Annotated in this window: 11 protein-coding genes; 9 read left to right on the forward strand and 2 right to left on the reverse strand. The window is 65.7% G+C overall.

Annotated features, from left to right (window positions below; all coding sequences use genetic code 11):
- Positions 1-257: 257 nt before the first annotated feature.
- The 8 genes from CAF92_RS15200 to CAF92_RS15235 all read left to right on the forward strand — a co-directional run bounded on the left by CAF92_RS15200 (position 258) and on the right by CAF92_RS15235 (position 10,099).
- Positions 258-3,089, forward strand: coding sequence for a xanthine dehydrogenase family protein molybdopterin-binding subunit (locus CAF92_RS15200; protein ID WP_085601261.1), 2,832 nt, complete (start codon positions 258-260; stop codon positions 3,087-3,089).
- Positions 3,082-3,618: a (2Fe-2S)-binding protein gene (locus tag CAF92_RS15205; RefSeq protein WP_046615071.1), complete on the forward strand. Its 537-nt coding sequence runs from the start codon at positions 3,082-3,084 to the stop codon at positions 3,616-3,618. The genes CAF92_RS15200 and CAF92_RS15205 overlap by 8 nt, the downstream gene beginning before the upstream one ends.
- A 2-nt stretch (positions 3,619-3,620) precedes the next feature.
- Positions 3,621-4,832 carry a cytochrome c gene (locus CAF92_RS15210; RefSeq protein WP_085601262.1) on the forward strand — a complete coding sequence of 404 codons (1,212 nt, stop codon included), beginning with the start codon at positions 3,621-3,623 and terminating at the stop codon, positions 4,830-4,832.
- A 3-nt stretch (positions 4,833-4,835) separates the two neighbouring features.
- Positions 4,836-5,807, forward strand: coding sequence for an XdhC family protein (locus CAF92_RS15215; RefSeq protein WP_046615073.1), 972 nt, complete (start codon positions 4,836-4,838; stop codon positions 5,805-5,807).
- Complete coding sequence (locus CAF92_RS15220) at positions 5,804-6,367, forward strand: NTP transferase domain-containing protein (protein WP_046615074.1); 564 nt, start codon at positions 5,804-5,806, stop codon at positions 6,365-6,367. Before CAF92_RS15215 ends, CAF92_RS15220 begins: the two co-directional genes overlap by 4 nt.
- A gap of 181 nt (positions 6,368-6,548) precedes the next feature.
- Positions 6,549-7,232, forward strand: coding sequence for a response regulator transcription factor (locus CAF92_RS15225; protein ID WP_046615075.1), 684 nt, complete (start codon positions 6,549-6,551; stop codon positions 7,230-7,232).
- Positions 7,229-8,551, forward strand: a complete 1,323-nt coding sequence (locus tag CAF92_RS15230) for an ATP-binding protein (RefSeq protein ID WP_085601263.1) — start codon at positions 7,229-7,231, stop codon at positions 8,549-8,551. Before CAF92_RS15225 ends, CAF92_RS15230 begins: the two co-directional genes overlap by 4 nt.
- 156 nt (positions 8,552-8,707) lie before the next feature.
- Positions 8,708-10,099: an aspartate aminotransferase family protein gene (locus CAF92_RS15235; protein ID WP_085601264.1), complete on the forward strand. Its 1,392-nt coding sequence runs from the start codon at positions 8,708-8,710 to the stop codon at positions 10,097-10,099.
- A gap of 141 nt (positions 10,100-10,240) precedes the next feature.
- Here the strand turns inward: CAF92_RS15235 and CAF92_RS15240 are convergent, their stop codons facing one another.
- Positions 10,241-11,362: a cupin-like domain-containing protein gene (locus tag CAF92_RS15240; protein WP_085601265.1), complete on the reverse strand. Its 1,122-nt coding sequence runs from the start codon at positions 11,360-11,362 to the stop codon at positions 10,241-10,243.
- A 142-nt stretch (positions 11,363-11,504) separates the two neighbouring features.
- Between CAF92_RS15240 and CAF92_RS15245 the strand changes: the two genes are divergently transcribed.
- Complete coding sequence (locus CAF92_RS15245; RefSeq protein ID WP_085601266.1) at positions 11,505-12,473, forward strand: alpha/beta hydrolase; 969 nt, start codon at positions 11,505-11,507, stop codon at positions 12,471-12,473.
- Positions 12,474-12,598: 125 nt separating this feature from the next.
- Here CAF92_RS15245 and CAF92_RS15250 read toward each other — a convergent pair whose 3' ends face one another.
- Positions 12,599-13,885: an aminotransferase class V-fold PLP-dependent enzyme gene (locus tag CAF92_RS15250; RefSeq protein WP_085601267.1), complete on the reverse strand. Its 1,287-nt coding sequence runs from the start codon at positions 13,883-13,885 to the stop codon at positions 12,599-12,601.
- Between the last annotated feature and the right edge of the window lie 17 nt (positions 13,886-13,902).

Raw genomic sequence — 13,902 nt, forward strand, 5'->3', positions numbered from 1 at the left:
TCTGGTTTTTGGTCAGGGGGCGCATCAGGGCTTGGAGGTGCATGCCGTGGGATTGTTTGCGCCTTGGAGATCCCAAGACAACCACCTACCAGCCCCAGAGCAAATTCCCCCCAGATCCCAGACATGTCGCGACATATTGTCGACTTGACTTTGCCTGCGCCAACACAATTGCTGTAAAGTTGACGTACGGGTCAGCTTTTCAGGCTGGTACCAGAATCAAAAAAAGGGCAGACCCCCAGCTGCCCAGAGGATCAAGCATGTCCAACCGTGATATTTCCCGGCGCGCCTTCTTGCAAGGCGGCCTGATCGCTGGTGTCGGCGTGACCATGGCGCCGCTCGGCAGCCAGGCGTTCGCCGCGCTGATGGAAGAACGCGTCACCACCTCGCCGCAGAAGTGGATGAACCATGATGGCAAGGCGCGTTTCCGTAACGACGCCCTGTCCAAGGTCTGTGGCGACAAGGTGTTCGCCCGCGACATCCGTGCCAAGGACATGCCTGGCTGGCCCGCGCAGCAGGGCCATGCGCTGCTGCTCAAGGCGACCAAGGCCGACCGCATCTATGCCGGTCATGACCTAAGCCTGCTTGGCGCCGACCTGCAGCCGGACCGCATCGTCACCGCTGCCGACCTGGAAAAGGACGGCATCGCCTGGCCCGAGGCCCACTCGCCCGACCCGCTGCTGCCGCCCGGCAAGGTGCCGATGTTCATCGGCCACCCGGTGGCGATCCTGATCTGGCACGACTTCGAGCGTTTCCGCCAGGCCAAGCGCAAGCTGCAGTTCAACGACCAGGCGATCCGCTATGGCGCCCAGGCGCCGCTGTACCAGCGTGACCCTTACGGGAGCTTCCGCTTCGTGCGTGTGGGCGGTGCCACGCCGTTCGACGACGATGAATTCTCCAGCCTGAAGAACTCCATGCTGTTCCCCACCATCCTCAACCGCAAGCCGGTGTGGTCGAAGCAGCCCAACCAGCATGGCGACCTGACCGAGCAGGGCCTTTTCCATGCCAGGCGCATGGCCGAGCAGCTGGACAATCCGCCCGAGGACTGGCTGGTGTTCGACGAGCGCTACAAGACGCCGTCCATCGAGCCGGCCGCACTGGAGCCGGACAACGGCAACGGCTGGTACGACCCGGCCAGCGGCACGCTGCACTTCGTGGTCGCGACCCAGTGTCCGTTCGAAGTGGCGCAGGAATGCGTGCACATGATCAAGCCGTCGCGCTTCGCCCTGAACACCCTGAACATGCACCCGGGCTATACCGTGGGCTACGGCTCGAAAGACAACAACATCTTCGTCTTCTACGCCGCCGTGGCCGCGCTGTATGGCGCTGGTGTGCCGATCCGCCTGGCCAACGACCGCTACGAGCAGTTCCAGAGTGGCATCAAGCGCCACGCATTCGATATCCGCTACCAGTTGGCGGTGGACAAGAAGGACAACAGCTTCAAGATCTTCCGCGCCGACATGACTTGCGACGGCGGCGGGCGTATCAACTACAGCCCCTCGGTGGCGGCGGTCGGCGCCACGGCGGCGCAGTCGATCTACTACATGCCGCAGAACGACCTGTCGGTCACTGCCTATCACTCCCGTGGCGTCGAGGCCGGCTCCATGCGCGGCTACGGCACCCTGCAGACCATGGCCGCCACCGAAATGATGGTGGATGAGATCGCCGGGCGCCTGGGCGTCGATGCCATCGACCTGCGCCGCGCCAACGCGCTGAAGTCGGGCATGAAGAACACCCAGGGCGCGGTCCCGGCCGGCGCCCTGCGCCTTTACGAGATTCTCGACAAGGCCGCCGTGCACGACTGGTGGCGCAACCGCGACGCGCGCAAGCAGCAGATGGATGCCAAGGACCCGGACCACTGGTATGGCGTGGGCTTTGCCATCTGCCAGAAAGACTTCGGCACCGGCTCCGAAGCACCCATGGCCAGCATCGAGTTCAGCCGCGACGGGCGAATCAGCCTGCGCCACATCGGCACCGAACTGGGGACTGGCATGTCCACCTCCCAAGCCCTGGTGGTCAGCGATTTCCTCGGCCGCTCGGCCGACGAGGTCAAGACCGCGGTCACCGAATGGCCGGAGCTGCAGCTGACCACCAGCGGCAACCCGTACTTGATCAGCCAGCCCGAGCAGGACGCCGCGCTGCGCAACCCGCGTTGGGTCGGCAAGCTCGCTTCGCCGTCGTCGGCGACCAACTCCGCCTTCTACTTCAGCCATGCCACCCGCGAAGCGGCGCGCGTGCTGTTCAACCACGGTCTGTGGCCGGCGGCCATGGCCATCTGGAGCCAGGGCCCGTACGGCGGCCAGGCCAACCCGCTGGTGGTGCGCCGCGAGAATGCGGTATGGGTCAACGGCGAGCTGACCGGCAACGGCCTGTCACCGATCCCGTTCGCCCAGCTGGCCCAGAAGGCCCACGACATGGGGCTGGTAACCGGCGTCAGCGTGCACGGTTTCAACCGCTGGAGCTGGGCCGAAGCCGACTTTGTCATCGACGGCGTGCGCGAACGCTTCCCGCTCGACGCGGTGGCAGTGAAGTACGGCGATGGCGCGGTGAATGCCAAGAAGGCGCAGATGAGCAGCCACGGCTACCACCTGCTCGACCGGCAGAACGCCGCCTACCCCGACACCCAGCTGAACAACGCCATGGTCACCTACTACAGCCCGGTGGCGACCATTGTCGAAGTCAAGGTGAACAAGGGCACTCACGAAGTGCAGGTACTCAACCACCACAGCTGGGTCGAGTGCGGCCGGGTGCTGGTGCCGGAACTGGTCAAGGGCCAGCTCGAGGGCGGTATCGCCATGGGCATCGGCCATGCCTTGACCGAAGAAATGCCGTTGTACGAGGGCGGGCCAGGGGAGGGCGACTGGAACTTCAACCGCTACCGCCTGCCGCATGCACGCGACGTGGCGGTGTGGCAGCAGACCAGCGAAATCCTCCCGCCGCTGTCACCGACCGACCCGTCCAAGGGTATTGCCGAGGTGGTGATGATCCCGGTCGTCGGTGCCATCGGCAATGCCGTCGCGCATGCCATCGGCAAGCGCGTTCGCGATCTCCCCATCACCCCAGCCCGTATCAAGGAGGCCCTCAATGGCTAACCGTCCACTGCAACTGACCCTCAACGGTCAACCGGTCGGCCCGGTCGAGGTCCCTGACGACCTGGCGATGATCGACTACCTGCACGAACACCAGAACCTCACCGGCTCGCGCCTGGGCTGCGGCCAGGGCATCTGCCACGCCTGCGTGGTGATCGTCGACAACCCCGACGGCACCTGCGAGGAGGTGCGTACCTGCATTACCGGCGCGCATTACTTCGAGGGCAAGAAGGTCCGCACCATCGAGGGCCATGCCAAACAGGACGAGGCCGGCAACCTCACGCTGAACCCGATCCAGCAGAAGTTCGTCGACCTGTTCGCCTTCCAGTGCAGCTACTGCGCGCCGGGCTTCGTCAATGCCGCCACGGTGCTGGTGGAAACCGCCCAGCGCCAGCCGCTGAAGAAGAGCGAGGTGGAAGACCGCATCGAGGCGAGCCTGGGCCACCATATCTGCCGTTGCACCGGCTACGTGCGTTACTACGACGCCACCCGCACGGTGCTCAACGACCTCGGCCTGGTCAAGGAGGGTTGAGCATGGGGCTTGTTCGTAGCGCACTGGCGCTGGCTCTCGGCCTTGCCTTTACCTCGTTTGCCCAGGCGGCCGACCAGGCGCAGGTCAAGCGCGGTGAATACCTGGCCCGTGCGGCCGACTGCATGGCCTGCCACACCGCCGAAGGCGGCGCGCCGTACGCCGGCGGCCTGCCGATCCATTCGCCGTTCGGCACCATTTACGGCAGCAACATCACCCCGGACAAGCAGTACGGCATCGGCAACTACAGCGCCGACGAATTCTTCGCCGCGGTAACCGAGGGCAAGCGCAAGGACGGTGCCAACCTCTACCCGGCGATGCCGTACACCTCGTACCACCTGATCAAGCGTGAAGATTCGGACGCGATCCTCGCTTACCTGATGACCGTGCCGCCAATCAACCGCCCGGCACCGCAGACTGCGTTGCGCTTTCCTTTCAACGTGCGCCAGGGACTTGGCGGCTGGAACATGCTCTACGGCAAGAGCGTGCAGTTGCAACCGACCGAAGGCAAAAGCACGGCCTGGCAGCGTGGGCAGTACATGGTCGAAGTCATGGGCCATTGCGGCGAGTGCCATACCCCGCGCAACCCGATCGGTGCGTTGCAGCAGGACCAGCGTCTGAGCGGTGGCCTGCTGGGTGGCTACCTGGCCCCGAGCCTGCTGGCCCAGGACCTGGCCGATCGCGGCTGGACTCAGCCGGACCTGACCACCTTCCTCAAGCACGGCATCAGCGCCCAGGGCAGCATGTTCAACGAAATGTTCCCGGTGGTGCACCACAGCACCCAACATCTGGAAGATGCCGATCTGGCGGCCATGGCCACCTACCTGCTGGGCGACCAGCCACCGCCGGCCAAGGCCATCCAGGCGGTGGCGCTGGAGCAGATGAGCGACAGCGCCAGGCGTGGCCGCCAGCAGTACCTGAATGTCTGCGCCGGCTGCCATGGAGTGGACGGCGAGGGCAAGCCGCACATCGCCGTGGCCATGCGCGGCAACACGGTGCTGCGCCAGGCCGACTCGCGCAACCTGGTCAAGGTGATCCTCGCAGGCATCCGTGAACAGCAGTTCACCGGCTTCGAGCGCATGCAGCCGATGCCGGGCTTTGCAGACAAGCTCGATGACCAGCAGGTGACGGATATGGTCAACTACCTGCGCCAGGCCTGGGGTGGATTGCCCGGTGACCTGAGCGTACAGCAGCTCGCAGAGCTGAAGGCGGAGTAAAGGGTGCAGCATCTCGATCTACAGGTGGTCCGCCAGGCGTTGCAGTGGTCGTGCGGTGGCCAGCGGGTGTGGTTGTGCACGGTGCTTGCCACCTATGGCTCGGCGCCCCGTGCGCCGGGCTCGCTGCTGGCGGTGAACGCCAGCGGGCAGTGGCTGGGTTCACTGTCCGGTGGCTGCGTCGAAGACGACTTTCTCGAGCGCGTGGGCCGGGGGGAGTTTCCCGAGCCAGTGGCCATCGTGCGTTATGGCGATGGCAGCGACTCACGTTCGAGCATCCGCCTGCCCTGTGGCGGCGTGCTGGAGGTGCTGGTGGAGAACCTGCCGGCCGAATGCGAGGTGCAGGCGCACCTGCGTGAGCTGGAAAGCGCATTGCAGGGCCAGCGCCGCGTGCTGCGTGAAGTGAGCCTGCCCGAGGGCAGGCGCCTGCTTGCCGATGACCACAGCCAGGGGCCGCGTGTGGAGCGTGAAAGTGCCCGTGTACGCTTGCGAGTGGGGGCCGCCCAGCGTCTGCTGCTGGCCGGGTACTCCAGCGTCGCGCATTTCTGTGCCGAGTTCGGCAAGGGCATGGGCTTCGAAGTCATCCTCTGCGAGCCGCGTGACGAAGTGCTCGACGGCGTGCGGCTGGATGGCATCGAGGTGCGCCGCGAGCTGCCATCGGAGTTCATCGCCCATGGTGGTTGCCATGCCGACACTGCGGTGGTGGCGCTGACCCACGACCCGAAGATCGATGACCTGGCGATGCTCGAAGCGGTGCGCACCGAGGCGTTCTATATCGGTGTGATGGGCTCCCGGGCGACCTCCGACAAGCGCCGTGAACGCCTGCGGCGGATCGGTGGCCTGGGCGAGGTCGAACTGAGTCGCATCCACGCCCCGATCGGCCTCAACCTGGGCAGCAAGACCCCGGCCGAGATCGCTTTGGCGGTGCTGGCCGACATCCTGCGGGTGCGCAACGGCATCGAGCGGGGGGCGCTGTGAGCGTGGTTGCGCTGGTATTGGCGGCAGGCCGCGGCATGCGTTTTGGTTCAGACAAGCGCCGGGCGACCTTGGCTGATGGTCGCAGCCTGCTGGTACATAGCGTGGAACGGGCCCAAGCGGTGTTCGATGATGTGCGGGTGGTGTTGCGCGCGGGCGAATGGAGCGAGGATTTTGCCTTGCCTGCCGATTGCCCGATTGTCGCCAGCCCGGATGCGGCGTCGGGGATGGGGCATAGCCTGGCTGCCGGGGCCAGGTCGTTGGGTAACAGCCAGGCGCAGGCGGTGGCGATCTTGCTGGGTGATATGCCTTGGATCGAATCGGCAACCTTGCGTCGGTTGGCCGAGGCGGCCAGTGCCTCGACCATCGTGTTGCCGCACCATGCGGGGCAGCAGGGGCACCCGGTGATTTTCGGGCGCGACTTCTGGCCGGCGCTGGGGCAGCTTGCCGGGGATGAAGGAGCTCGGTCGGTGGTGCAAGCGCATCGGGATCGTTGCGTGGTGGTTGAAGTGGAGGATGCTGGGGTGTTGCTGGATGTAGATACGCCGCAGGGATTGATTTAGGCACTGGTGTTCGCCACAACATCTTCAGCGCCTGTCAGATCGAGCGCCGCGCGGGCGGCGCTCGATTTCGCAGGCGCTGCAAGGTGCAAGGTGAACAACCCTCCACCCCACAAAAGGTCCATAATCCCCACTTAATCTGCCCAAGGTGCAATGCCAGCCACACCATTCCGGGAGCCCCACCATGCACGTTCTGCTCTGCGAGGACGACGACCTGATCGCCGCCGGCATTTGCGCCGGCCTTACCGCCCAGGGCCTGACCGTGGACCGTGTAAGCAACGCCGCCGATGCACGGGCGATGCTGCAGGCCGCGCAGTTCGACGTGATGATCCTCGACCTTGGCCTGCCAGACGAAGACGGACTGAAGCTGTTGCGTCGCCTGCGCGAGAAAGGCGAGACGCTACCAGTGCTGGTGCTCACCGCCCGTGATGCGGTCACCGACCGGGTCGATGGCCTGCAGGCCGGTGCCGACGATTACCTGCTCAAGCCGTTCGACCTGCGCGAGCTGGCTGCTCGCCTGCACACCCTGCTGCGGCGGGTGGCCGGGCGGGCGGTGAATGTGATCGAACATGGCCCGCTGCGCTATGACCCGAGCAGCTGCGAGGCAACCCTGGCCGGCCAGCCGGTCGACCTGTCCCGGCGTGAACAGGCGTTGCTCCAGGCGTTGCTGCAGAACCCCGGGCGGGTGCTGTCCAGCGAGCAGCTCAAAGATTGCGTGTACGGCTTCAGCGACGAAGTCGAAAGCAATGCCCTGAACGTGCATATTCACCACCTGCGGCGCAAGCTGGGCAACGGCATCGTCGAGACCGTGCGCGGCCTGGGCTACCGGCTGGGCCCGGCGCAAGCGCCGGAGGAGGCGGCGTCATGAGCCTGCGGGTACACCTGAGCCTGATCCTGGGCAGCGCCTTCGTGATCATCTGGGCGCTGGCCGCCGCATGGATGCTGCGCGACCTGCGCCAGCAGATGATGTTTTCCCTCGACCAGCGGCTGGTGGCTTCGGCACGCATGGTCGCCGGGCTGATCGACCAGTTGCCGCAGCCGCTGACCGCCAAGGGCGGGGAAGCGCACTTTTCCGCCGACCAGTTCAGCGTGCCGGACGGCATGGCCTGCCAGGTCAGCTCGCTGCGTGGCGAGATTCTCGCCAGCAACCACAAGCACGATGGCGTCATGGACGATGAACGCAGCGGTTTCCGTGACCAGACCATCGACGACGCACTGTGGCGCACCTTCACCTACAACCATGGCGATGTGCGTATCACCACCGCTGACCGGCACATGGAGCGCGAGGCGCTGAACCAGTCGATCCTGCTGGCGGCCTCGGCGCCGGTGCTGATGGCCCTGCTTGGCAGCCTGGGGTTGTTGTGGATCGGCCTGGGCAAGGGGCTGGAGCCTCTCAACCGCATGCGCGATGCCCTGCGCCGCCGGCGCGCGGACAGCGTCGAGCCGCTGCAGGTGGCGGGCATGCCCAGCGAACTGCAACCGTTGCTGGAAACCCAGAACCAGCTGTTCCTGCGTATTGCCCAGACCATCGAGCGTGAGCGGCGCCTGACTGACGATGCCGCGCATGAACTGCGCAGTCCGCTGACGGCGATCAAGACCCACTTGCAGGTAGCGCGGATGACCGATGGCACCGTGCGCGAGCAGGCGCTGGAACATGCAGAGCAGGGGGCCGACCGCATGCACCGCACACTGGAGCAGTTGTTGATGCTGGCGCGGGTGGAAGGCAGCCTGTCGTTCGAGGATGGCGTGCAGTGCAGCGCCGAGCAGGTGGCCCGGCAGGCAGTGCAGGATGCCGGCGGCGGTGACAACCGGCGCATCGTGCTGCGCTTGCCTGAAGCAGCTACGCAGGTCTACCTGGGCATGCCGGCCCCCTTGGCGGTTGCGGCGCTGCGCAACCTGCTGGACAACGCCTTGCGCCATGGCGGCGACGAGGCGGTGGAGCTTGAGGTGCAGATGGCTGACGGCCAGGTGGGCTTCATGGTGCGGGACCATGGGCCGGGGATTGCCGAGGCGGACCTGGAGCACCTGACCGAGCGCTTCTGGCGTAACGGGCAGAGTGGTGGATGCGGGTTGGGGCTGGCGATCGTGCAGGCGATCGTGCAGCGTTGTGCCGGTAGCCTGAAGTTCGACAGCCGCAGTGATGGGTTGCGGGTGTTGTTGCAAGTGCCGGCGCGCTCGGCCAGCTGATCTTCACTGTCTGTGCCGGCCCTTTCGCGGGCAAGCCCGCGAAAGTGCCGGCACAGGCAGAGTAAAATAGAGTAACAACCGCTAAATCCTCCCCGCACTCAAGCGTTTTCCAAGCGACGAACACCCGCACTTTCGCTTGCTTGCGAGGATTCACCCATGTCCACCGCTTCCTGCCTTGCCCAGGTCCCGCCGGCCAGCGCGCCGCGTGCCTTGTACGAGTTCACCGATTCACCCTTGCTGCAACGCCAGCAACAACAGGAGTCCAACGCCCGCAGCTACCCGCGGCGCATCCCGCTGGCACTCAAGCGCGCCCGTGGCATCCATGTGGAGGATGTCGAAGGGCGCCAGTTCATCGACTGCCTGGCCGGCGCCGGCACCCTGGCGCTGGGCCACAACCACCCGGTGGTGATCGAGGCGATCCAGCGGGTACTGGCCGATGAGCTGCCGTTGCACACCCTGGACCTGACCACGCCAGTCAAGGACCGCTTCGTCCAGGACCTGTTCGGCGTGCTGCCCGAGGCGTTGCGCCGTGAAGCCAAGGTCCAGTTCTGCGGCCCGACAGGCACCGATGCGGTGGAAGCAGCGCTGAAACTTGTACGCACCGCCACCGGCCGCAGCACCGTGCTGGCCTTCCATGGCGCCTACCATGGCATGAGCCAGGGTGCGCTGAGCCTGATGGGCAGCCATGGGCCGAAGCAGCCGCTGGGGGCCTTGCTCGGCAACGGTGTGCAGTTCATGCCGTACCCCTACGACTACCGTTGCCCGTTCGGCTTGGGCGGTGAAGCCGGGGTCAGGGCCAACCTGCATTACCTGGAAGCCCTGCTGCTCGACCCGGAAAGCGGCGTGCCGCTGCCGGCGGCGGTGATCCTCGAGGTGGTGCAGGGCGAGGGCGGCGTGATCCCGGCCGATATCGAGTGGCTCAAGGGAGTACGCCGTATCACCGAGCAGGCCGGCGTGGCGTTGATCGTCGATGAGATCCAGAGCGGGTTCGCCCGCACCGGGCGAATGTTCGCCTTCGAACATGCCGGCATCGTCCCGGACGTGGTCACCCTGTCCAAGGCCATTGGCGGCAGCCTGCCGCTGGCAGTGGTGGTGTACCGCGACTGGCTGGACACCTGGAAACCGGGCGCCCACGCCGGCACTTTCCGTGGAAACCAGATGGCCATGGCAGCGGGTTCGGCGGTGATCGATTACCTGGTCGAGCATCGCCTGGCCGAGCATGCCGAGGCCATGGGGCAGCGCCTGCGCCAACATCTGCAGCAGTTGCAGCGGGATTACCCGCAGTTGGGTGATGTTCGCGGGCGTGGGCTGATGCTCGGGGTGGAGCTGGTGGACCCGCAAGGCCAGCGGGATGCGCTCGGTCATCCGGCGGCCAACCGAGAGTTGGCGGCGAAGGTGCAGCGCGAGTGCCTCAAGCGCGGGCTGATTCTGGAACTTGGTGGGCGGCATGGGGCGGTGGTGCGCTTCCTGCCGCCGTTGATCATCAGTGGCGAGCAGATCGATGAGGTCGCGCAGCGCTTTGCCGAGGCGTTGATCGCGGCGGTCTGATCGATTGCCGAGGCCGCTGCGCGGCTCAATCGTCGACAAGCCGGCTCCCACAGGTACAGCGCAAGCCTTCCGGTTGGCGCAGTCCCTGTGGGAGCCGGCTTGCCGGCGATTGGGGCGCAAAGCGCCCCGTGATAATCCCGGCTACCAGCCGCGCCCGGAATTCACCCAGAAGTTCACCGACAGCGAGGTGGTCACAGACTCCACCTGGTGGAACCACCCTTCGGGCAGGAATAGCAGGTCACCTGCCTGCAGCAACACGCGCAGGAAAGGCACTTCGCGCGCCATCGGGAAACGCTGGTAGTCCGGGGCGTCAGGGTTGAAGTCGCAGCCGTCCAGGCCGCCCTTGGGGCTGGTCGACCAGGTGCCCAGAGCCGGGCGATGGTGCGGTGCGGCAAGGATGAACGACTTCTGCCCCCATACCTGTGCGAACAGGTTATCGGTGTCGTCGCGGTGCAGCGGCGTCAGTGTGCCCTTGGGGCCGATCCAGATACGCGGCGCAATGAACTTCTCGCGAGCGAAGTACTGCGGGTAGCGAATCAGCTTCAGCAGCTTTTCCGGCACGATGTTGTTGCCCATGTAGGCCGGGGTTTCGCCGGGTTTGGCAGGGGCATCGAGCGAGGCGATGAAGTCTGCCATGGAGGTGGAACGGAAGTCGCGGTCGGTGGAAAAGGTCTTCTTCACGTAGTCGCCGTGCCGGGTGATGCCCTGCAGTTCGGCAAAATGCTCCAGCGAAGCTTCGCGGCCCATGCTGAACAGCGGCCAGTCCTGCAGGGCATCGCTGATGACCACCGGTGTCCCGTGCTCCAGGTATCCGCCCTGGAAGCGTGCCAGCGGCATGTCGGCGCGGGCAATGCGTGTTACCTCGCGCTGTACCGGTTGTGCGGCCGATACCCGTTCGCTGAGGCGTGCCGGTGTCGGGTAACGTTGGTTCATCGATACCTTGGTCGCCGGTGCGCCGCGCCGGGCGTTGCTGATGATCTGTGGTAGCAGGGTGGCCAGGCCCATGTTGCCACTGATCTTCAGGCGGGCGCTGGCGAACAGCTCTTCGACGTTGGCAGTGCCGCCCATGATACCCATGAAGTCACGCTCGGCCACCTCGATGGTGACGTCCGGAGCGCTGTGCCGGCCGGCACCGGTGCGGCTGCTGTCGCGCACCTCCGACCAGAAGGCCCGGTCCTGGCTGAAAACGAACTGGAAAACGCCTTCGATGCCGACGGCATGGGCGTTGGCGAACAGTTTGCTGAGGATGCTCTGAAGGTCCACGGTATGCCTCTGGCGGTCTTTCGTTGTGCAGGGATAACGAGTGCCTGCACCAACGATTTAGCCGTGTGGGCGGCTAATTTTTCGGCGTGCTGCTACGTCCCGTAGGGAGGCTCGAGTCACATTGTTCACCCAAGGAACCCACATGGCACTGCATCCTGATCTGGCGGCATTTCTGGAACTGGTCGAATTTGGCCGACTGACGGGCAGGAGCCTGCCCATGCACGCAATGGACGTGGCCCAGGCCCGTGCCGAGTTCGAAGGCAGCTCGCAGGTACTCGACCCGAGCCCGCCCGGCAACGTCACGGCCAGCGAGCTGCAGATAACCGCGCGCGATGGTGCTCGCCTGGCTGCTCGCCTGTACCGTCAGGGCAATGCTGGTGCTGCCTTGCAGCCGGTGATCCTGTACCTGCATGGTGGCGGCTATGTGGTCGGCAGCCTCGATTCGCATGACTCGGTGTGCCGTCGCCTGGCGGCCCTGGGTGAGTTTGCGGTGCTGGCGGCGGACTACCGGCTGGCACCGGAGCAGCAGTTCCCGAAGGCCCTGCACGATGTGCTGGACGCCGCCAACTGGCTGGCTGAGCAGGCGGCGTCGCTGGGCCTGGACAACCGCCGGGTGGTGCTGGCAGGGGACAGTGTGGGCGCCAGCCTGGCGGCGGTGCTGGCCATTACGTCGGTGCAGCAGCCCGAGGCGCTGGCGTTCAAGCCGCTGGCACAGTTGCTGTTCTACCCGGTGACCGACATCTCCTGCCAGCGTGAGTCCCATCGCGAGCATGCCGAGGGTTACCTGCTGGAGACGCCCACGCTGGAGTGGTTCTACCAGCACTATGCACCGCAGCGCGAGCAGCGCCTGGACTGGCGGGTGTCGCCGTTGCTGTCGACGCTGCGCCAGCCTTTGCCACCGGCTTACCTGTCCGTGGCCGAGTATGACCCGTTGCATGATGAGGGCATGGCCTATCGTGACTGGCTGGTGGCGGGCGGGACGGCGGTGACCTTCGTCCGGGTGGAGGGGTTGGCCCATGACTTCTTGCGCATGTCGGGGATCGTGGGGCAGGTGGAGGGGATTTACCGGGATGTCGGGGAGTGGTTGAAGCGGGTCGGCGGCCAGTCCTGACTTGAGCTCGCCGGGGGCGCGTTGCGCCCCTTTCGCGACACAAGGCCGCTCCCACAAAAGCACTGCGCCCACCGAACCATGGAGCGGCCTTGTGTCGCGATGGGCCGCACAGCGGCCCCAGGGCCTCACCCGCGAAGGTGCTTCTTCAACACATCGACCAATCGCTCGATCTCCGCCTCGGTATTCAACAGCCCAGGCGCCGTCCGCACCACCGGCCCGACATCCCGCGATACCGCATCGACCACGATGCGCTGGCTGTTGAGATATCGGGCCACCTCGTCAGCATCCTGCCCCGTGACCCGGAAGAAGGTGAACCCCGCCGAATATTGCGCACTGCGCGGTGTCACCAACTCTATCCCTGGCAATGCCTCGAGCCGCTGCCTGAGATAGCCATTGAGCCCATGAATCCGCGCCTGCACTGCCGCCTTGCCCAGCTGCAGGTGCAGCTCGAACGCCTTGCCCAATGCCCAGCGATGCTCGAACGCGTGGTAGCCCCCGGGCGTCATCACCGTGGCGAAGTCCTCGTTCTCGGAAAACGTGGCAATGGTCGGGTTCAGCTGCTTCAGCTCGGGGGACGCCGCACAGATGATCCCGGTACCCCGCGGCCCGAACATCCACTTGTGCGTGCCGGCGATGAAGTAATCACAGTTGAGATCGGCAAAGCGCATGTCTTCGACGCCGAAGCCATGCACACCGTCGATCACATAGATGATCTGGTCCTGCTCGTCACGCTGGCGATTGACCTCGCGCACCAGCGCGCCGATCTCGCCCACGGGCAGTTTCACGCCACTGCCCGAGTGCACCCAGGTCATGCCCAGCACCCGGGTTTTCGGCCCGATGGCCGCCGCGATGGTGGCCAGTACCTGGTCGCTGTTGACCTTGGAGGGGTCTTCGAACAGGCGCAACCGGTGCACCGGTGTGCCATCGCGCGTGGTGCGAAAGCCCATGGTATGGCGGGCGGCCGAATGCTCGTGCACGGTGGTGAGAATTTCCTGCCCCGGGGCAATCTTCAGCCCGCCATAGATCAGCCCCAGGCCTTCGGTGGTGCTGCCGGTCAGGGCGATTTGCCGGGGCGTCACTTCGAGGTAGCGGGCCGCCCATTCACGCACGGCGGCTTCGTGCTTCCACTCCGACTGGCTGTCCCAGTCGACCATGCGGGCCGGGTGGCGGTCGAAGCGGGCGCGCAACGCCTCGATGGCTTCGCGCACGGGCCGTGCGTGCGAGGTGATCAGGAAGTTGGCAAAGTGCGCGTACGCCGGGTCCAGCTCGAACAGGTTGCGAAACGCGGCCCAGTCGCTGGCGGTGGCTGGCTGCGCAGCCGCCGCTTGGGCGGCAGGCGGCAGTGGGCCGGTGAGGGGCAGGGCGGCCGCAAGCAGGCCGACCTGCTTGAGAAAGGTGCGACGATCGTTCATCAAATGGCTCGCAACGG

The sequence above is a fragment of the Pseudomonas sp. B10(2017) genome (assembly GCF_002113295.1).
GTDB classification, from domain to species: Bacteria; Pseudomonadota; Gammaproteobacteria; order Pseudomonadales; family Pseudomonadaceae; genus Aquipseudomonas; species Aquipseudomonas pudica.